General features: G+C 34.0%; 1 protein-coding gene. It reads left to right on the top strand.

What is annotated here, in order from left to right:
- Entirely contained in the window at positions 1-24,054 is a 24,054-nt protein-coding gene (locus SHK09_RS02790; protein ID WP_319809248.1) for a tandem-95 repeat protein, read from the top strand.
- Position 24,055 lies beyond the last annotated feature (1 nt).

Consider the following 24,055-nt stretch of genomic DNA (forward strand, 5'->3'; position numbering starts at 1 on the left):
ATGAAAAAAATGTACACACTTTTCAACTTAGAGAATAGAATTAGTAGGAAAATTAGATTTAGTTTTCTACTAATTGCATTCACATTTTTAACCACAAGTGCAGCGTATGCACAAGGAGTAACTATTGTAGTAAATGCTACTGCTCCCGACGGAACTAAAAATGTAGGCGATGTAATAAATTATTCTGTAGCGGTTGCTAATACTGGGGTAACTCCGTTAAATAACGTAGCTATTTCGAGTAGTATGAGTACAACACTAACTTTAGATAGTGGTGATGTTAATAATAATACAATACTAGACGCAGATGAATGTTGGGTTTACATTGGCTCACATACAATAGTGGCAGCAGATGTTACTGCTACAAAAGTAGATAATACTTTTAGCGTTACAAGTACAGAAATTACTACAGCGCAAACATTTTTGCATACAGAAACAATACATGAAGATGATATTTCTTTTGCAAGTGTTTTTGCAGTTAATGATATAGATGCTATAAATGATGACTTTGCTGCAACTGCAGTAAATGGTATTACCGGAGGTACAGCTGGTGATGTTACAGGAAATGATTTATTAAATGGTGTTGCTATAACAGATGCAGATATTAATATAACAGTAGAAAATAATGGAGGTCTTACAGGTGTAACTATTGATGCTTCAGGTAATATTAAAGTACCTTTAAATTCTGCAACAGGAACTTATACAATTACATATAAAATTTGTGAGAAAGGAAATACTACCAATTGTGATACTGCAACAGTAAAGGTTAAAGTAGATGGAGATGCAGATAAAGATGGCGTTTTAGACTCTGTAGATAAATGTAATGGTTTTGATGACAATGCAGATAATGATAATGATGGTGTTGCAGATGGTTGTGATTTAGACGATGATAATGATGGTATTTTAGATAGTGCAGAAAACGCAGTAAGTGGAGACCCATTTGTAGATACAGATAATAACGGAATTTTAGATTATCAAGATCCAGCACTTACAGGTTTTGTAGATACAAACTCAGATAATATAGATGATAGGTATGATGTAGATAAAGATGGTATTATAGATCAGTTTGATACAGATACAGATGGTGATGGTTGTTTAGATGTTACAGAAACAAACCATAAAGAAAGTACAACAAAACCAGGAGAAGTTCAAGGAACAGGTTACGATGCTGTTAACGGTAAAGTAACAGGTTTTACTACGGCTTATTCAGGTACAAATGCAAATGTATCTTCAGCAGGTACAGCAGCAGTTATTACGGTTCAGCCACCAAATAGAAATATTTTAGTTGGGCAAAACACAACTTTTGCTGTAACTACAGATGGTACAATTTTTCAATGGGAATTAAGTACAGATGGTGGTACTTCGTATAATACAATATTAAACGGTTCTGTGTACGGAGGTACAACTACAAGTACATTAACTATTACAGGAGTAACTTCTGCTCAAAATAATTATAAATATAGAGTTGTAATTTCAAAATCTACATTTGCTTGTCCAACAACATCAGATGCAGGAACATTAACCGTTTTTACAAATGATCCACCAGTTGCAAGTAGTAATGCAATTACCGTTGCAGAAGAAAGTGTAGCTACTTCTTTAGGTTTAACAGCTCCAACAGATCCAGATAATAATACATTAACAATTACAGTAACAGGTTTACCAACCATAGGTGTTGTTAAAAAAGCAAACGGTACAGTTGTTACAAATGGAGCAACGTTAACATCTGCAGAAATTGCAGGTTTAACATATGATGCGCCAACAGTTTATGATGGAGTAGCAAAACCAGATCCAGGAGATTTTACATATACAGTATCAGATGGTATTGCAGCACCAGTAACAGGTACAGCAGATATTACAGTTACAGCAGTAAATGATTTACCGGTTGCCATTGGAGAAGCAGGTACAGCTTTAGAAGATAACCCAGTAACATTAACAACTATTGGAGGTAATGATACAGATGAAGATGGAGACGTAGTTCCATCAACAATACTTTTAATAGACCCAGCAAACGCTGCAAATACTGGTAAAACAGGAACACCTTTAGTAATTGCAGGAAAAGGAACATATACGGTAGATGTTGCAGGAACTGTAGTTTTTACTCCAGAATTAAATTTTAATGGAGATGCAGATATTAAGTATACAATAAAAGACGATAGTGGTTTTGCTTCAAATGAAGCGGTATTAGATATTTCAATTACACCAGTAAATGATAATCCTATTGCAGTTGTAGATGTAAATTCTACAACAGAAAATACAACATTAACTGTTTCAGATGCAAACGGAGTTCTTAATAATGATTCTGATGTAGATGCAGGTAACACAATAACTGTTACTACATTTACTGTTGATGGTATTACAAAAAATGCAGGAGAAATAGCAACTATTGCAGGAGTTGGTACTTTACAAATAAATGCTCTTGGTGGTTACACATTTATTCCTGAAGCAAATTATACAGGTGCAATTCCTGTAACAACTTATAATATTTCAGATGGAGATGGAGGAACAGCATCATCAACATTAACACTAACAATAAATCCAGATTCAGATAATGATGGTATTGCAGATGTTGCAGATTTAGATTCAGACAATGATGGAATTTTAGATATTGTTGAAGGTCAAGGAATAGATCCAACTGCAGATGCTGATAATGATGGAACACCAAATTATTTAGATGCAGATTCTGGAACCTTAGACGGTAACGGAATTGCAGCAGGTTTTGATTTTGACGGAGATGGTGTACCTAATCATTTAGATTTAGATGCAGATAATGATGGAATTCCAGATGTTCTTGAAGCAGGTTATGCAGATACAAATAATGATGGTATTGCAGATGCAGCAGCAGTAAGTACAGGAACAAATGGTTTTGCAGATGGTTTAGAAACAGCAGCAGAAAGTGGTGTTGCAGCAAATGACCCAATAAACACAGATGCTAGTTCAGACATAAAAGTAACATTATTAAACTTTTTAGATAGAGATTCAGATAATGATGGTATTTCAGACACAGAAGAAGCATTTTCTAATAATGCAACATATAATGACACAACAAATGATGGTATTATAGATGGTTTTGTAGATTCGGATAATAATGGTTGGCATGATACAATTGATGCAGAAGGAACTTTTCCTGTATTTTTAAATTCAGATGAAGACATTTATCCTAACTATTTAGATTTAGATTCAGATGGAGATGGTTTACCAGATACGTTTGAAGGAAATTTTCAAGTTACAGATGGAGATAATAATGGTATTGTTGGTACAGGAATACCAGCAGATGCAGATGCAGATGGTTTAGCAGATTCAAATGACCCAGATGCAGCAGGTAATATTTTAGGAGGTTTTGGTTTTAACCAAGATAGAGATGGTGATGGTGTTAAGAATTACTTAGATATTGATATTGATAATGATGGTATTATAGATAATATTGAAGGACAATCTACAACAGCATATATTGCTCCTTCTGGAGTTGATACAGATAAAGATGGTTTAGATGATAATTATGATGTAGATAATGGAGGTTCTGGTATAGGTTATACAAATACAGATGGTGGTTCTGCACCAGATTATGCAGATACAGATTCTGAAAATGATGGAATTAATGACATTTCTGAAAATAATGTTTCAGATTTAATTGATGCAGCTTTAGATACAGATAATGACGGAATTATAGATCCTGCAAATTTTGTAGATACAGACGGCGATGGTTTAGCAGATATTTTTGATACTGTTTCTGGAACTTCTACAGCAAATAATGCTACAAATGGAGGTCAAAATCCGCAAACACATCCAGATGTAGATCCTTCTGGAGGAAATAGAGATTGGAGAGAATCTTCTGCCCAAGATAATGATGGTGATGGTATAAATGATATTGTAGATTTAGATGATGATAATGATGGTATTTTAGATACCGATGAAGACTTTAATGAAGATGGAGACAATGATCCAAGAACAAATCCGTCTGATAAAGATGGAGATGGTATTCCTAATTACTTCGATTTAGATACTGATAATGATGGTATTACAGATTATATTGAAGCGGGAGGAACAGATGATCCTGATGGAAATGGACAACCAGGTACAGGTGTTTTAGATAATACAGAAGTAAACTCTAAAGGTATTCCTTTAGCAGTTTCACCAGATACTACTACTGCAGGAACAAGTGAAACTTCTAATTTAGCAATACCAAATACTGCAGGAGCAGATAATCCAAATTTTATAGATTTAGATTCAGATAATGATGGTATTGTAGATGCTATTGAAGGTGGAGGAATAGACCCTGATGGAGATGGTAAATACGGAACAGGAATTGCAAATGATGTAGATTCAGATGGTTTAGCAGATGCTATTGATCCTTATGATGATAGAGATGGTAATGCAGATACAGCCTTAAACCCTGGGAAAAAACTTACAATTCCTAACTCAGATAATGATGCTTTACCAAATTACTTAGATTTAGATTCAGATGATGATTCAATTCCAGATAATGTAGAAGCACAAAGTACTTTAGGTTATGTTTCTCATGCTGCAACAGACACGGATAAAGATGGTCTTAATGATGCTTATGACTCTACAAACGGAGTTGGAACAGCAATTCAACCAGTTGATACAGATGGAGATTTAATTCCAGATTATTTAGATGTAGACTCAGATAATGATACAATAAAAGATATTGTTGAGGTTGGAAATGGAGCATCTGATACAGACGGAGATGGTAGAACAAATAATGCTACAGGTATTAATGGTTTAGATGCTAATTCTGAAACGGCAGATGATTATAATGACACAAACGGAATTTATAATGACCCTAAAACAGATTTCTCAGATGAAGATGGTGATCTTAACACTGGTGGTGATGTAGATTATAGAGATATTTTAGATGCAGATAAAGATGGTATAGCAGATGCATTAGATTTAGATGATGATAATGATGGTATTTTAGATACATCAGAAACACCTGGAAACGTTAATCCGGATGCAGATACAGACAATGATGGTATACCAGACTATAAAGATGCAGATATTGGTACTTTAAATGCCAACGGAATTGTAGCTACTTTCGATACAGATTCAGACGGTATTCCAAATCATCAAGATACAGATTCAGATAATGATTCTTGTCCGGATGTTACAGAAGCAGGACATATAGTAAGTACAACAAAAGCAGGAGAAGTTGCTGGTACAGGTTATGCTACAGACGGTAAAGTAACCGGTTTTACAACAGCTTATACAGGTACAAACGCAAATGTTACTACTGCAGGAACACCAGTAGTAATTAGCCAACAACCTCAAGATCAATCTGGTTTTATTGCAGGAAGTGCAACTTTTAAAGTTACATCTACAGGATCTGTTTTCCAATGGCAAGAAAGTACAGATGCAGGAGTAACTTTTACAAATGTTACAAACGGAGGTAAATATGCAGGAGCAACAACAAACACACTTACAATTTCTAATTTATCTACAACAGAAAATAATTACGAATACCAAGTAATTATATCTAAGACAGATTATGCTTGTAGTATTACTTCAGCACCATCAGCAAAACTTACGGTTAATAATAATCCGCCAGTTGCAGTAAATAATTTAGGAACAACTACACCAGAAGATACAGCAGTTACTGTAGCAACAGTTGGTGATAATGATACAGATGTAGAAGATACAAAACCAGATGCTTCGACAATTATATTAATAGATCCAAGTAACTCATCAAACACAGGAAAAACAGGAACACCTTTAGTAATTGCTAATGTAGGTTCTTATGAAGTTGATCCTTTAGGAAATGTAAAATTTACACCAGTATTAAATTATAATGGTACTGCAGATATTTTATATACTATTAAAGACAGCTCTAATAATGTTTCAAATGAAGCAACAATTGGTATTACAGTTAATGATGTTAATGATGCACCTGTAGCAAATAATAATTCTTCAACAGGTTTAGAAGGAGCTACTCAAACTTTAACAACAATTGGTACAAATGATTCTGATGTAGATGGTACAATAGATACTGCAACAGTAATTTTAATAGATCCTAATAATGCTGCAAATACAGGAAGTAATGGAACACCTTTAGTTATAGCGGGCGTTGGTACTTATACTGTAAATGCTTTAGGTACAGTTGTTTTTACACCTTTAGAAAATTTTAATGGTTCGGCAGATATTTTATATACAGTTAAAGATAATGATGGTTTAGTTTCTAACCAAGCTACATTAGATATTACAGTAACACCTGTAAATGATGCACCAGTTGCAATGCCAGATTCTAGTTCTGCACCAGAAGAAACAACAATAGATGTTACAGCAGTAAATGGTTTATTAAAGAACGATTCTGATGTAGAGGCAAATTCATTAAGTATTACACAATTTGTAGTTGATGGAGGAGCAACAGTAATTGTAGATCCAACATCTGGCGGAAGTACAATTATAGCAAACAAAGGAACATTAACTATTAATAAAGATGGTAGTTATACATTTGTACCGGTAGCAAACTTTAATGGAGATGTACCACAAGTAACATATACAGTAAGTGATGGTACAAATAGTGTAAACAGTACATTAGATATCGAAATAACTCCGGTAAATGATGCACCAATTGCAGTAAATGATACCTATACTACTAATGAAGATGTTGCAGTAACATTATTACCTTTAACAGGAGATAGTGATGTGGATAACGATACGTTAACAATAATAAGTATTAACGGTACTACTTTATCTGCAGGAACTGCACAAACAATTACAGTACCAGACGGAGTTGTAACAACAACAATTGCAGGAGCAATTAGCTTTAAAGGAGATGCAAACTTTAACGGAACTTCTACATTTGCTTATATAATTAGTGATGGAAACGGAGAAACAGCAACTGCTAATGAAATAATTACAATAGATGCCGTAAATGACAATCCAGTAGCAAACCCAGATACAGCATCTATAAATGAGGATACTACTTTAACCGTTGCAAAAGCAGACGGATTAATAGATGATAATGATACAGATATAGATAATGACGTTTTAACAGTAACGCAATTTAAAGTTACTGGTATAGCAGCACCAATTTTAGTAAGTGCAACAACACCAGGAGTAAGTGTAATACCAAACGTAGGTACATTAACTATAAGTGCAGATGGTAGTTATACTTTTGTACCAGTATTAGATTTTAATGGAAACGTGCCAGAAGTTGCTTACACTATTAATGATGGAACAAGTTCTGCAAATAGTACGTTAAACATTACCGTAACTCCGGTAAATGATGCACCAATTGCAGTAAATGATACCTATACTACCAATGAAGATGTTGCAGTAACATTATTACCTTTAACAGGAGATAGCGATGTAGATAACGATACTTTAACAATAACAAGTATTAACGGAACTACTTTAATAGCAGGAACAGCGCAAACAATTACAGTACCAGACGGAGTAGTAACAACAACTACTGCAGGAGCAATTAGCTTTAAAGGAGACACAAATTTTAATGGAACCTCTACATTTGCTTATATAATTAGTGATGGAAATGGAGAAACAGCAACTGCAAATGAAATAATTACAATAAATGCAGTAAATGACAATCCAGTAGCAAACCCAGATACAGCATCTGTAAATGAAGACACTACTTTAACAGTTGCTAAAGCAAATGGTTTAGTAGATGATAATGATACAGATTTAGATGGAGATACTTTAACCGTTACTCAATTTATAGTGAATGGAACTACGGTTTCAGTAACAGCAGGTACACCAGGAGTAAGAGTAATACCAAATGTAGGAACATTAACTGTAAATGCAGATGGTAGTTATACGTTCGTTCCAGTAGATGATTATAATGGGAATGTACCAGAAGTAACTTATACAATAACAGATGGATTAAAAACTGCAAATAGCACTTTAAATATTACAGTAAATCCTATTAATGATGCACCAGTTGCAGTAAACGATACGTATACTACTAATGAAGATGTTGCAGTAACATTATTACCTTTAACAGGAGATAGCGATGTAGATAACGATACTTTAACAATAACAAGTATTAACGGAACTACATTATTAGCAGGAACTGCACAAACAATTACAGTACCAGACGGAGTTGTAACAACAACAGTAGCAGGAGCAATTAGCTTTAAAGGAGATGCAAACTTTAACGGAACCTCTACATTTGCTTACATAATTAGTGATGGAAATGGAGAAACAGTAACTGCAAATGAAATAATTACAATTAATTCTGTTAATGACCTTCCAGTAGCAAACCCAGATACAGCATCTGTAAATGAGGATACTACTTTAACGGTTGCAAAAGCAGATGGTTTAGTAGATAAAAATGATACAGATTTAGACAATGATACATTAACAGTAACAGAATTTAAAGTATCAGGAATAACAGCACCAATTACAGTAACAGCTGGTTCACCAGGAGTAAGTGTAATACCAAATGTTGGTACGTTAACTATAAACACAGATGGTAGTTATAGTTTTGTTCCTGTAGATGATTATAATGGAAATGTACCAGAAGTAACTTATACAATTACAGACGGAACTAGTTTTGCAAGTAGTACATTAAATATTACTGTAGATCCTATTAACGATGCACCATTAGCAGTAAATGATACATATACAACAAATGAAGATACTGCAGTAACATTATTACCTTTAACAGGAGATAGTGATGTAGATAATGATACTTTAACAATTACTAGTATTAATGGAACTACATTAACACCAGCAACACCACAAACAATTACAGTTCCAAACGGAGTTGTAACAACAACTGCTGCAGGAGCAATTAGTTTTAAACCAAATACAAATTTTAACGGAACTTCTACTTTTGCCTATATAATTAGTGATGGAAATGGAGAAGTAGCAACAGCAAATGAAGTAATTACAATAACAGCAGTAAATGATGCACCAATAGCAAACCCAGATGCTGGTTCAATTAATGAAGATACTACATTAACGGTATCTAAATTAAACGGATTAATAGATGCAAATGATACAGATGTAGATTTAGATGTATTAACTGTTAACAAATTTACGGTAGCTGGTATCGTTTCATCAATCGCGGTAAGTTCAACAACACCAGGAGTAAGTGTAATACCAAGTGTAGGAACTTTAACAATAAATGCAGATGGTAGTTATGAATTTGTTCCAGTAACAGATTATAATGGAAATGTACCAGAAGTTACATATACAATTACAGATGGAAATAATGAAGCGAGTAGTAAATTAAACATAACTGTAATACCAACAAATGATAACCCTGTAGCTACTAATGATACAGCAGGTACAGATCCTGGAATTGCAATAGATATTCCGGTATTAACAAATGACAAAGATATAGATGGTGATACTATTACAGTAAGTAGTATTACTGTTCAACCAACTAATGGAACTGCAACTATAAATACTGATGGAACTATAAAATATACTCCAAATCCAGGATTTAATAATGGTTCAGATTCTTTTACTTATCAAATTTCAGATGGAAAAGGAGGAACAGATACAGCCGTTGTTAATGTAACAGTACCAATTTCACCATTCCCACCAGTTCCAAATCCAGATACAAACACAACTGCAGAAGACGTAACTTTAACAGTTGCAGCAGCAGATGGAGTTCTTAAAAATGATACAGATGGTAATTTAGATCCATTAACTGTAGTTAGTTTTACTGTAAATGGAGTTCCAGGAAGTAAACTTGCAGGAGCAGTTTCTACAATACCAAATGTTGGTACAATAAAAATAAATGCAGATGGTAGTTATGAGTTTGTACCTGTATTAAATTATAACGGAGACATTCCTCAAGTTACATATACTGTAACAGATAGCTCTGGTTTAACAACAGATACAACAAGTACTTTAGATATTAAAGTAACACCGGTAAATGATATACCAGTTGCAGTTAATGATACTAATACAACTGCAGAAGATATTGTTTTAACAGTTTCTGCTTCAGACGGAGTTCTTAAAAATGATTCTGATCTAGATTTAGATGCAATTTCTGTTAAGGAGTTTGAAATTAATGGAACAACTTACCTTGCAGGAACAACAGTAACTGAAACAGAAGGTACTTTAACTTTATTAAGTGATGGTAGTTATACATTTACACCAGCAACAGATTTTAATGGAAACTTCCCAGAAGTAACCTACACAATGACAGATGGTACCGAAGAGGTAGATGCTAAATTAAATATTACAGTAACACCAGTTAACGATCCACCAGTGGCAGTTGATAATTTAGGGAATACTGCAAATGAAGATAACCCAGTTACCGTTTCTGCAATAGGAACTAATGATACAGATGATGGAACAATAAATGCAGCAACAGTAAGATTAATTGATCCTAGTAATGCTTCAAATTTTGGAGATTCTAGCAATCCATTAATAATTGCTAATGTTGGTACATATACTGTAAATTCAAATGGAGATGTAGTATTTACTCCAGTAGCAAACTTTAATGGTAATGCAGATATTAAGTATACAATTAAAGATAATGATGGCGTAACTTCTTTAAATCAAGCAACTATTGGTATTACAATAACACCAACAAATGATGCTCCTGTAGCAGTACTAGATACAAATACAGTAGACGAAGGAAATACATTAACGGTAAATTCAGCAGATGGTATTCTTAAAAATGATACAGATATAGATGGTAACTCATTAACAGTAACACAAATTTCTATTGGCGGAACAACATATCTTGCAGGAGCAACGGCTTCAATTACAGAAGGAGATTTAGTTGTTAATTCAGATGGTAGTTACACATTTACACCAGCTACAGATTTCAACGGAGACTTCCCTCAAGTAACATATACTGTTTCAGACGGAACTACATCTACAACTTCTACATTAGATATTAAGGTGAATCCAATTAATGATAGACCAGTTGCTAATCCAGAAACAAATACAACAGAAGAAGATACTTTATTAACAGTTACAGCTGCAGATGGAGTTCTTAAAAATGATTCTGATGTAGATGGAGATACAATTACAGTTACAGCAATATCTATTAATGGTTCACCAAGAACTGTTGGTGCAGATATTGTATTAACAGAAGGAACTTTAAAATTAAATGCAAATGGTAGTTATACTTTTTTACCAGCACTTAATTTTAATGGAGATGTTCCTCAAGTAACATATACTGTTTCAGACGGAATATTATCAGCAACTACTACTTTAGATATTAAAGTAACACCTAGTAATGATGCGCCAACTGCAACACCAGATACTAATACAATTGCAGAAGACACAACATTAACAGTTGTAGGTGCAAATGGTGTTCTTAAGAATGATTCAGATATAGATAATAATTCGCTTACAGTTACTAAGTTTACTATAGGTTTAACAACTTATAACGCAGGAGATACTGCAACATTTACAGAAGGAACAATTAAGTTAGATTCAGATGGTAGTTATGTGTTTACACCTGCTAATGATTTTAATGGAACTGTACCAACAGTAACATATACTGTTTCAGATGGAGTAGATACTTCAAATACAACTTTAATTATAACAGTTACTCCTGTTAATGATGCACCAGATTTAGTAGCAGATACAAATACAACCCAAGAAGATTTACAATTAACAGTTTTAGCTGCAGATGGAGTTCTTAAAAACGATACAGACAAAGAGAATAATTCTATAACTGTTACTAAGTTTACAATTGGCGGAATAGATTATAATGTTGGTGATACTGCAACAATTGCAGAAGGAACCTTAAAGTTAAATTCAGATGGTAGTTACACATTTACACCAGCAACGAACTTTAATGGAGATGTTACAACTGTAACATATACAGCAACGGATGGTACAGATATTTCTACATCAACTTTAGACATTAAAGTAACACCTATTAATGATTCGCCAGTAGCAATTCTAGATACCAATTCTACAAACGAAGATGTTACATTAAGTGTTAATGCTGCTAATGGTTTATTAAAAAATGATACAGATCCAGAAAACGATCCTTTAACAGTTACAAAGTTTACTATTGGAGGAGTTGTTTATAATGCAGGAGATTCTGCAACTATAACAGAAGGAATTATAAAAGTAAATTCAGATGGTAGTTACACATTTACACCAGCATTAAATTATAATGGTTCTGTACCAGTTGTAAATTATACAATTTCAGACGGAACAAACACAGCAAATAGTAAGTTAACATTAACAGTTAATCCTGTAAATGATACTCCAACAGCAATTGCAGATACAAATTCTACAACAGAAGATGTAACATTAACAGTTGTGGCTGCAGATGGAGTTCTTAAAAATGATTCAGATATAGATACAGATGTTATTAATGTTTCTGGTTTTGTAATAGGAACAACTTCTTATTTAGCAGGAGAAACAGCAACAACACCAGAAGGAACTATTAAATTAAATTCAGACGGTAGTTATACATACGTACCTGCATTAAATTTTAATGGAGCTGTATCTCAAGTAACATATACTATTACAGACGGAATTTTAACAGCTTCTACAACATTAGATATTAATGTTACACCTGTTAATGATTCTCCGGTTGCAATTGCAGATACAAATTCTACAAATGAAGATATTGCATTAAGTGTTAATGCTGCAGATGGTTTATTAAAAAATGATTCAGATCCTGAAGGAAATGCTTTAGCAGTAACTCAGTTTACTATTAACGGAATCGTTTATACTGCAGGTTTATCAGCAACAATAACAGAAGGAGTTATTAAAGTTAATGCAGACGGTAGTTATAACTTTACTCCTGCAACAAACTATAATGGTTCTGTACCAGTTGTAAATTATACAATTTCAGATGGAACAAATAATGCGAATAGCACGTTAACGCTTTCAGTAAATCCTATTAATGATGCACCAACAGCTATACCAGATACAAACACTACAAATGAAGATGTTACATTAACAGTTACTGGTTTAGATGGAGTTCTTAAAAATGATTCAGATATAGATGGAGATTCTTTTACAGTTACTCAATTTGTAATTGGAACAACAACTTATGTTGCAGGAAACCCAGCAGCTATAACAGAAGGTACTTTAACTATAAATACAGATGGTGGTTATACTTTTGTACCAGCAAGTAATTTTAATGGAGTTGTACCAACAGCTACATATACAGTTTCAGACGGAACAGATGTTGCAACAAGTACTTTAGATATTACTGTAAACCCTACAAATGATACACCAACATTAGTAGCAGACACAGATACTACATTAGAGGACACAACATTAAATGTAACAGCAATAAATGGTGTTTTAAGTAATGATTCAGATATTGATGGAGACACTGTTACCGTAACAAAATTTACGGTAGGAGGAACAAGTTATACAGCAGGTCAAACTGCAACCATTGCTTCAGGAACTATAAAATTAAATGCAGATGGTAGTTATGATTATGTACCAACAACTAATTTTAGTGGAACCGTACCAACAGTTACTTATACCGCAACAGATGGTATAAATACAGCGAATAGTACTTTAATAATTACGGTTACACCAACTAATGATAATCCAGTTGCTGTAGATGATACATCATCTACAGACCCAGGTGTAGCGGTTAATATTCCGGTATTAACAAATGATTCAGATTTAGATGGAGACACTTTATCTATTAGTGCAATTACAGTTCCACCTACAAAAGGTTCTGCTGTTATTTTCGATAATGGAACACCAGGTGACACTTCAGATGATGTTGTAACATATACACCTCAACCAGGATTTAATAATGGTACAGACACTTTTACTTATGAGATTTCAGATGGTAATGGAGGAACAGATATAGCTGTAGTTAAAATTTTAGTTCCACAATCATCTTTCTCTCCAATTGCAAATCCAGATACAAATGCAACAGATGAAGAAGTTACTTTAACAGTAGCAGATGGAGATGCAAAAAGTTTAATTAAGAATGATACAGATGCAAATTTAGACGCGGTTAACGTAACTCAATTTGTAGTTGGTGGAATGACATATACGGCTGGTCAGACAGCAAATTTAACAGAAGGAGATTTAACTATTAATGCAGGCGGTGGATATGTTTTTGTACCAGCAACTAACTTTAATGGTAATGTACCACAAGTAAATTATACAATTACAGACGGAACAGGAACGGCAAACGCAAGTAGTACATTAGATATTACAGTAAACCCTACTAATGATTCTCCTGTTGCTAACCCAGATGTAAAAACTACATTAGAAGATACAACATTAACAGTATCAGCAGCAAATGGATTATTGGATAATGATTCAGATTTAGATGGTGATGTAATTTCTGTAAAAGAATTTCAAATAGGTACAACAGTGTATCCTGTTGGAAACGCTGTTAATTTAACAGAAGGAACATTAATAATTAATGCAGACGGTAGTTATAATTTTGTACCAGCTTTAAACTTTAATGGAGTTGTACCACAAGTAACTTACACATTAACAGATGGTACTTTAGATGTTACAAGTACATTAGATATTACAGTAACACCTGTAAATGATGCACCAGTAGCAGTAAATGATTTAGGAAATACAACACTAGAAGATATCGATGTTGTTGTATCATTAATTGGAGGAAATGATACAGATGACAATGCAATAGATGCAGCAACTGTAATATTAATAGACCCAAGTAATCCTGCAAATACAGGTAATTCAACAACACCATTAGTTGTGGCAGGAATTGGAACTTATACTGTAGATGCTTTAGGAAATGTAACATTCGATCCAGAAGATAATTTTAACGGAGTTGCTAATGTAAATTATACAGTAAAAGATAATGATCCAACAACGCCTTTAACATCTAATGTGGCATCAATAGGAATTACAGTAACATCTGTAAATGATGTACCCGTAGTTTTAAATGAAACAAATACAATATTAGAAGATACTACTTTAACAGTATCTGCAGCAACAGGGCTGTTAGATAATGATACAGATATAGATGGAGATCTTTTAAGTATTTCAACATTTGTAGCTAATGCAGTAACATATAATGCTGGTGATACAGCGAGTATTCCAGAAGGATCATTAGAAATTTCTTCAGATGGTAGTTATATTTTTACTCCGGCATCTAATTTTAATGGAGTTGTACCACAAGTAACTTATAATGTTACAGATGGAACAGCAACTGTACCAGGAACATTAGATATTACAGTAACACCTGTAAATGATGCGCCAATTGCAGTAAATGATTTAGGAAATACAACACCAGAAGATACCGATGTTGTAGTTTCTTTAATTGGAGGAAATGATACAGATGACAATGCAATAGATGCAGCAACTGTTACACTAATAGATCCAAGTAATGCTGCAAATACAGGTAATTCAACTACACCATTAGTTGTCGTAGGAATTGGAACATACACTGTAGATGCTTTAGGAAATGTAACATTCGATCCAGAAGATAATTTTAATGGAGTTGCTAACGTAAACTATACTATAAAAGATAACGATCCAACAACGCCTTTAACATCTAACGTAGCATTAATAGGAATTACAGTAACATCTGTAAATGATGCGCCAGTAGTTTTAAATGAAACAAATACAACGCTAGAAGATATTCAATTAGTAGTATCGGCAGCAAACGGATTGTTAGATAATGATACAGATGTAGATGCAGATCCTTTAAGTATTTCAACATTTATAGTAGAAGGAATAACTTATAATGCAGGTGATACAGCTACTCTAACAGAAGGATCATTAGAAATTTCTTCAGATGGTAGTTATATTTTTACTCCGGCATCTAATTTTAATGGAGTTGTACCACAAGTAGCTTATAATGTTACAGATGGAACAGCAACTGTACCAGGAACATTAGATATTACAGTAACACCTGTAAATGATGCGCCAATTGCGGTAAATGATTTAGGAAATACAACACCAGAAGATACCGATGTTGTGGTTTCATTAATTGGAGGAAATGATACAGATGATAATGCAATAGATGCAGCAACTGTAACATTAATAGATCCAAATAATCCTGCAAATACAGGTAATTCAACTACACCATTGGTTGTGATAGGAGTAGGAACTTATTCTGTAGATGCTTTAGGAAACGTTACATTCGATCCAGAAGATAACTTTAACGGAGTTGCTAATGTAAATTATACAGTAAAAGATAATGACCCAACAACGCCTTTAACATCTAATGTGGCATCAATAGGAATTACGGTAACAGCAGTAAACGATGTGCCTGTAGTTTTAAATGAAACAAATACAACATTAGAAGATACGCAATTAGTAGTAATTGCTTCAAACGGATTGTTAGATAACGATACCGACACAGATGGAGATCCTTTAAGTATTTCAACATTTGTAGCGGGAGGAACAACTTACAATACAGGTGACACGGCTATTTTACCAGAAGGTACTTTAAAAATAACTTCTGCTGGAGGTTATACTTTTACACCTGCTGTAAACTTTAACGGAGCTGTACCACAAGTAACTTATAATGTTACAGATGGTACTTCTACAGTGCCAGGAACATTAGATATAACAGTAACGCCTGTAAACGATGCACCAGTAGCAGTAAAAGATATAAATTCTACAAATGAAGATACTCCATTGATAGTGTCTGCTTCAAACGGAATTTTATCTAATGATACAGATATAGAAAATGATGTATTAACAGTTACTGCATTAATGGTAAATGGAAATCCAGCAACAGTTGGTGCACCAATTAACTTAACAGAAGGAATTCTACAAATAGAATCTGATGGTAGTTATAACTTTACTCCGTCATCTAATTTTAATGGTGTTGTACCACAAGTAACTTACACTGTTAATGATGGTGTTAATACAGCAAGTAGTACATTAGATATTACAGTAACACCTATTAATGATGCACCAGTAGCAAACCCAGATACAAATTCTACAACAGAAGATGTAGCAATATCTGTAACAGCGGCAAACGGATTATTAAATAATGATTCAGATTTAGAGAACAATTCATTAACAGTAGCAAGTTTTACTGTTAACGGAACAACTTATGTTGCAGGTAATACAGTAAGTTTAACAGAAGGTAGTTTATTAATAAATTCTGATGGTAGTTATACATTTACACCAGCATTAAACTTTAATGGAGCAGTACCTCAAGTAACTTATATTACAAGTGATGGTACAAATACTGCCAACTCAACATTAGACATTACAGTAACACCTATAAATGATGCACCAGTAGCCAAGGATGATGTTTCATCTACAGACCCAGGTATATCAGTAGTAATTAAAGTATTACCAAATGATACTGATTTAGATGGTGATACCTTAACTGTATCAAGTATAGTAACTCAACCTGCAAATGGTTTAGTAACAATTAATACAGATGGTACAGTAACGTACACTCCAAACCCAGGCTTTAATAAAGGTACAGATGTTTTTGTGTACCAAGTTTGTGATACTGACGGATTATGTGATACTGCAACGGTAACAGTAACAGTACCTAAATCTTTCTTAGCACCAGTAGCAAACCCAGATGTTAAGTCTACATTAGAAGATGTAACTTTAACTGTAAATGCTTCAAACGGATTATTAAATAATGATTTTGACTCTAACCCAGGAGAAACTATAACTGTAACTAAATTCCAAATTAATGGAACTGATTATAATGTTGGTGATACAGCTAGTCTTTCTGAAGGAACTTTAACAATTAATGCAGATGGTAGTTATGTATTTGTACCTACACCAAATTATAGTGGTTCTGTACCAGTTGTTAATTATACAATTTCAGACGGAACAGGAACACCAACAGCAAGTAGTACATTAACTATTACAATTACACCGGTTAATGATATGCCAGTTGCAAACCCAGACACAAATACAACACCAGAAGATGTTCAATTAAGTGTATCTGTTGCAAATGGTTTAATAACAAATGATACAGATGCAGATGGAACTCCTTTAACATTAACTAAGTTTACTATTAATGGAACTGATTATACAGCTGGTTCAACAGCTATTTTAACAGAAGGTTCATTAACAATAAATGGTGATGGTAGTTATATTTTTAATCCAACAATGGATTATTTAGGAACAGTACCACAAGTAATATATACCATTTCTGATGGTGTAAATGCAGTAACAAGTACATTAGATATTACAGTTACTGGAGTTAATGATGCTCCGATTGCAATAAATGATTTAGGAAATATAGGTAATGAAGATTCGCCAGTAAATATTCCATTAATTGCAGGTAATGATACTGATGATCATGCAATAGATGCATCAACAATAGTATTAATAGATCCTAATAATCCTGCTAACACAGGGAATGCTACTACACCATTAGTAGTAATAGGAGTAGGAACTTATACTGTAGATACTTTAGGAAATGTAACATTTACACCATTAGCTAATTATAATGGACCTGCAGATATAAACTATACAGTAAAAGATGATGAAGGTTTAGTTTCTAATGTAGCAACAGTTGGTATTTCTATAACACCAGTAAATGATGCACCGAATGCAGTTGCAGATGTAAATACAACAACAGAAGATGTTCCACTTATTGTAAGTGCTTCAAACGGAGTATTAAATAATGATACAGATATAGAAGGAACACCATTAACAATGTTAGAATTTACTATAAATGGTACAGATTATCCTGCAGGAACAACTGCAATGATAACAGAAGGTACTTTAGTAATAAATTCAGATGGTAGTTATACATTTACACCAGCATTAAACTATACAGGTGCTGTACCTCAAGTTACCTATACTGTTTCTGATGGTAAAGACAATGCAGAAAGTACGTTAGATATTACTGTAATAGGTGAAAATGATGCACCAATTGCTGTAAACGATTCAGAAGTTACAGTACAGAATACACCAGTAACAGTTGCAACAATTACAGTAAATGATACCGATACAGACGGTACAATAGATGCAGCTACAATTCTATTAACAGATCCTAATAACCCAACTAATACAGGTAATTCTACAACACCATTAGTAATTGTAGGAATAGGAACATATACAGTAGATGCTGCAGGAAACGTTACATTTACTCCAGAACCTAATTTTACAGGAGATGCATTAATAAATTACACTGTAAAAGACAATAATGGTTTACTATCTAACGTAGGTAAAGTTACAATTACTGTTCAACCAGATAATGATGGAGATGGTATTATAGACTCAGTAGATTTAGATGACGATAATGATGGTATTCCAGATACAGTTGAACAAAACGGAGACCCGTTAAGAGATACAGACAAAGATGGTATACTAGATCATTTAGACTTAGATTCAGATAATGATGGTATTCCAGATTTAGTTGAAGCTGGAGGAACGGATACAAATGGAGATGGTAAAGTAGACAATTTCACAGACACAAATAATAACGGTTTAGATGATTCTACAGCAGCAAATCCTTTACCAGTTGTAGATACAGACGGAGATGGTGTAGCAAATTATTTAGATATCGATTCAGACAATGATGGTATTATAGATAATATTGAAGCACAAAACTCAATAAGTTATGTAGCTCCAACAGGCGTAGATACAGATAAAGATGGTATAGATGATGCTTATGATTCAGATTGTACTCCTTGTGGTACAGTAACAGGATCACCAGTTAATAATCCATTAAATTCAGATTCAGATGCAATTCCTAACTATTTAGATATCGATTCAGATAATGATGGTATTGTAGATAATATTGAATGGCAAACAACTTCTGGTCATATTACAGCAGGAGCAGATACAGACGGAAATGGTTTAGCTGATAATTATGAAACGAGTCCAGGTTCTGGAATACCAATTTCTTTACCACTTAATACAGATGGTATAGATCCACCAGATTATTTAGATGTAGATTCAGATGGAGACGGTGTTTTAGATACAGTTGAAGCTTATGATACAGATGCAGACAATGTTGCAGAAATAGTAGCTTCTGGAAATGATTCTGATAATGATGGTTTAGATGATGCATTCGATTTAAATTCAGGAGGATCTACAGATCCAAATGGGCCATCGAATAACAATCAAGATGTAGCAATGTTCCCTAATGATCAAGACCCAGCAACTGCAGAAGTAGATTTTAGAGATAATGTTACTTTTGGTGTATTAATAGATACAGATGGAGACGGTATTACAGATGACATAGATATAGATGATGATAATGATGGTATTATAGATGTTGTTGAATCTTTAGGATTTATTCCTTCAGGTAATTTAAACGACCCAAGATGTATATTACCAAGTGTAAGTTTTAAAGACCCAATTTATGTTGCAGGAACAGGAGTTTCTGGTTCGGGATCTATAGGAGCAAAATACCGTTTCGAAAACGTAGTTGACGTAACTGGTTTTGGAGGTTCAGGTGGTGTTTTAGATGCAATCGTTGAAATTACAGACGTACAAGGAGGCGCATCTTTAATTAGTATAGATAACTCTACAACGGGTAACCCAGACGCGTGGCAACCAGAATATACGGTACCAACACCAACAGGTAACAAAGCAGAAATGGCTTTTAGAGTTATTTTGGTAAATGATGATACAAATACACAATATAATATTAGTAGATTTAGTGGAGTTATTTATGATATAGATGGCGCAAACGCAAGAGAATCTGTTATTTTATCTAGACCAGGTTTATATGCAGTAGATAGTCAATCATTATTAACTGTTACAGACAATCCTGCTAATGGGTTAGTAACATTCCAAGGTTCAGATGATACATATTCAGGAGTAGATTTATCACCAGGGTTGGCAACATTCTTTGGTTACTATAATACATCTTCTTTCGATATTCGTTTCTCTGCAGAATTATTATCTGCAACTTCGAATACTAATTTAGGTTCTGTTTTATTCTCTGGATGTGCAATTAATGGATTGTTTGAAGGAAATACAACTTCAAATGCTCCTTCACAAACTAACGGAGTCTCTCAGGATTCAGGTCCTGGTACATTCCCAGTATTTACAGTTCATGACGGAGTTGATAGTGATGGAGATGGTAGATCAGATGATAAAGATATCGATTCAGATAATGATGGTATACCAGATAATGTAGAAGCACAAACAACAGCAGGTTACATTAAACCAATTGGTGCTACAGCAGATGCAGATGGGGATGGGTTAATAGATGCTTATGACAATAATGCTGTAATAAGTGGTTTAATACCAGTAGATACAGACGGAGATTTCTTACCAGATTATTTAGATTCAGATTCAGATAACGACGGATTGAATGATACAAAAGAAGCAGGTTTTATAGCAGCAACATCTAACAATGATGCAGATGCAGATGGTTTATTAGATGCATTTGATAATGTACAAACTGTAGGAACTTTATTTGATGTAAACGATGATCAAGATAATGGTGCATTAGATTTACCAGATGTAGATAATACTGCTACAACAGAAGTAGATTACAGAGAAATTAAAGATAATGACGGTGATGGAATAGCAGACAGCGTAGATTTAGATGATGATAATGATGGTATACCAGATACAGTAGAACAAAACGGAGATCCATTAAGAGATACAGATAAAGACGGTACACCAGATCATTTAGATTTAGATTCAGATGGAGATGGCGTAAATGATCTTACGGAATCTGGTTTTGGTCAAACAGACTTAAACAATGATGGTATCATAGATGGTTCAGAAACAAATTCTGGTTCAAACGGACTGTTTGATGGAATAGAAACTACACCAGAAAGCGGAGTAACAAATGATACTCCAATGGATACAGATAAAGACGGTATTCCAGATTTTCAAGATATCGATGATGATGGAGATGGAATAGATACGAAGAATGAAGATGTTGTTACTGTAAACGGAGACCCGCAAGATGATGATTCAGATAAAGATGGTATTCCTAATTATTTAGATAGTGATGATGATAATGATGGCGTTTTAACGAAAGATGAAGACAATAATAATAATGGAGACTTTAATGACGATGATGATAACACAGATGGTATTCCAGATTACTTAGACTCTTTAGATACAGATAATGATGGTGTTCCAGATAGTGTAGATTTAGATGATGATAACGATGGTAACCCAGATGCTACAGATCCAAATCCATTAGTACCAACAGTTTCACCAGAATCATTAACGGTAACAGAAGGATTAACAGGAACAATAAATGTTTTAACAAATGATGATTACTTACCAGGCGCAACTACAACAATTGTAGATGCTGGTACAGGAACAGCAACGGGTGTTGTGGTTTTCGATCCATTAACAGGGGAGATGACTTATACTCCAGGAGTTGGAGAAGAAGGAACAATAGTAACTGTAGATTACACGGTTTGTAATACCGCAGTAAGTCCTTCAGTATGTAAAACATCAACAGTAACAATTACGGTTCAAAAAGACAATGATAAAGATGGTGTTCCAGACGTTACAGATTTAGATGATGATAATGATGGAAATCCAGACGTTACAGATCCAAATCAATTTACGCCAACAGTTGCACCAGATGCATTAACGGTAACAGTTGAAGTTGCAGGAGTTGTAAATGTATTATCTAATGATGATTATTTACCAGGAACTAACACTACTCTTGTAGATGCAGGAACTGGAACAGCTAAAGGTTTAATAAGTTTTAATCCATTAACAGGAGAGCTTACTTATATACCAGCAACAGGAGAGCAAGGAACTACAGTAACGGTAGATTATACAGTTTGTAATACAGCAGTAAATCCTGCGGTATGTAAAACATCTACAGTTACAATTACAGTTCAAGGTGGTACAGATACAGATGGAGATGGTATCTTAGATATTGTAGATTTAGATGATGATAATGATGGTATTCCTGATACAGTAGAACAAAACGGAGATCCTACAAGAGATACCGATAAAGACGGAATTCCAGATCATTTAGATCTAGATTCAGATGGAGACGGCGTAAATGACGTTATTGAGTCTGGAAACGGAGAATTAGATGTTGATAATGATGGTAGAATTGATGGTTCTGATACAGGTTCTGGTGCAAACGGATTGTTTGATGGAGTAGAAGTTTCTCCAGAAAGTGGAACATTAGATTATACTCTTTTAGATACCGATAAAGATGGTAAACCAGATTTCCAAGATACAGATGATGATGGAGATGGGATTCCAACAAAAGATGAAGACGTTGTTAGTATTAATGGAGATCCAAGAGATGACGATTCAGATAAAGATGGTATACCTAACTATTTAGATATAGATGATGACGGAGATGGCGTAAACACTATAGACGAAGACAATAATAATGATGGTGACTTTACGAATGATGATGATGATAATGATGGCATTCCAGATTATTTAGATACAGAAGATACAGATGGAGATGGTATTCCTGATAGTGAAGATTTAGATGATGATAATGATGGTATTCCAGATTTTATAGAAAATGGAGGAGATAACACATTAGATACAGATGGCGATGGTACTCCAGATCATTTAGACTTAGATTCAGATGGAGACGGTATTACAGATTTAGAAGAATCTGGTTCTGGAGCTGCAGATATAGATGGAGATGGTATTGTAGATGGTTCTCAAGCGGGTTCTGGTAGCAATGGTTTATTTGACGGTCTTGAAACATTTGCAGATAGTGGTATTATAAATTATGATATTACAGATACAGATAATGATGGTAAATCAGATTTTCAAGATACAGATGATGATGGAGATAGTCTTTTAACTGAAGATGAAGATCCAAATTTAGATGGTGATCCTAAGAATGATGATGAAGATAAAGATGGTATACCAAACTATTTAGATTCTGATGATGATGGAGATGGAATTGCTACAATAGACGAATTTATGTTAGATTGTGATACAGATAATATTCCAGATCACTTAGATATTACAAATTGCGATTTGGTACCAAATGCATTCTCTCCAAACGGAGATGGTATAAATGATACATTTGTAATACCAGCGTTGTCTAAATATCTAAACTTTAAGTTAGAAATTTATAACAGATGGGGTAATCAAGTCTATGATTATAGCAATAGCGGTAAAACAAGTCCTAATTGGTGGGATGGTTATTCAACAGGAAGATTAACGTTGAATAGTAGTAAACCGGTGCCTACAGGAACGTATTACTACATTATTGATTTTAATGATGGCGTAAGAAAACCAATTACAGGTTGGATTTATTTAAACAGATAAC

Source organism: Polaribacter sp. PL03 (assembly GCF_033875165.1).
Classification (GTDB): domain Bacteria; phylum Bacteroidota; class Bacteroidia; order Flavobacteriales; family Flavobacteriaceae; genus Polaribacter.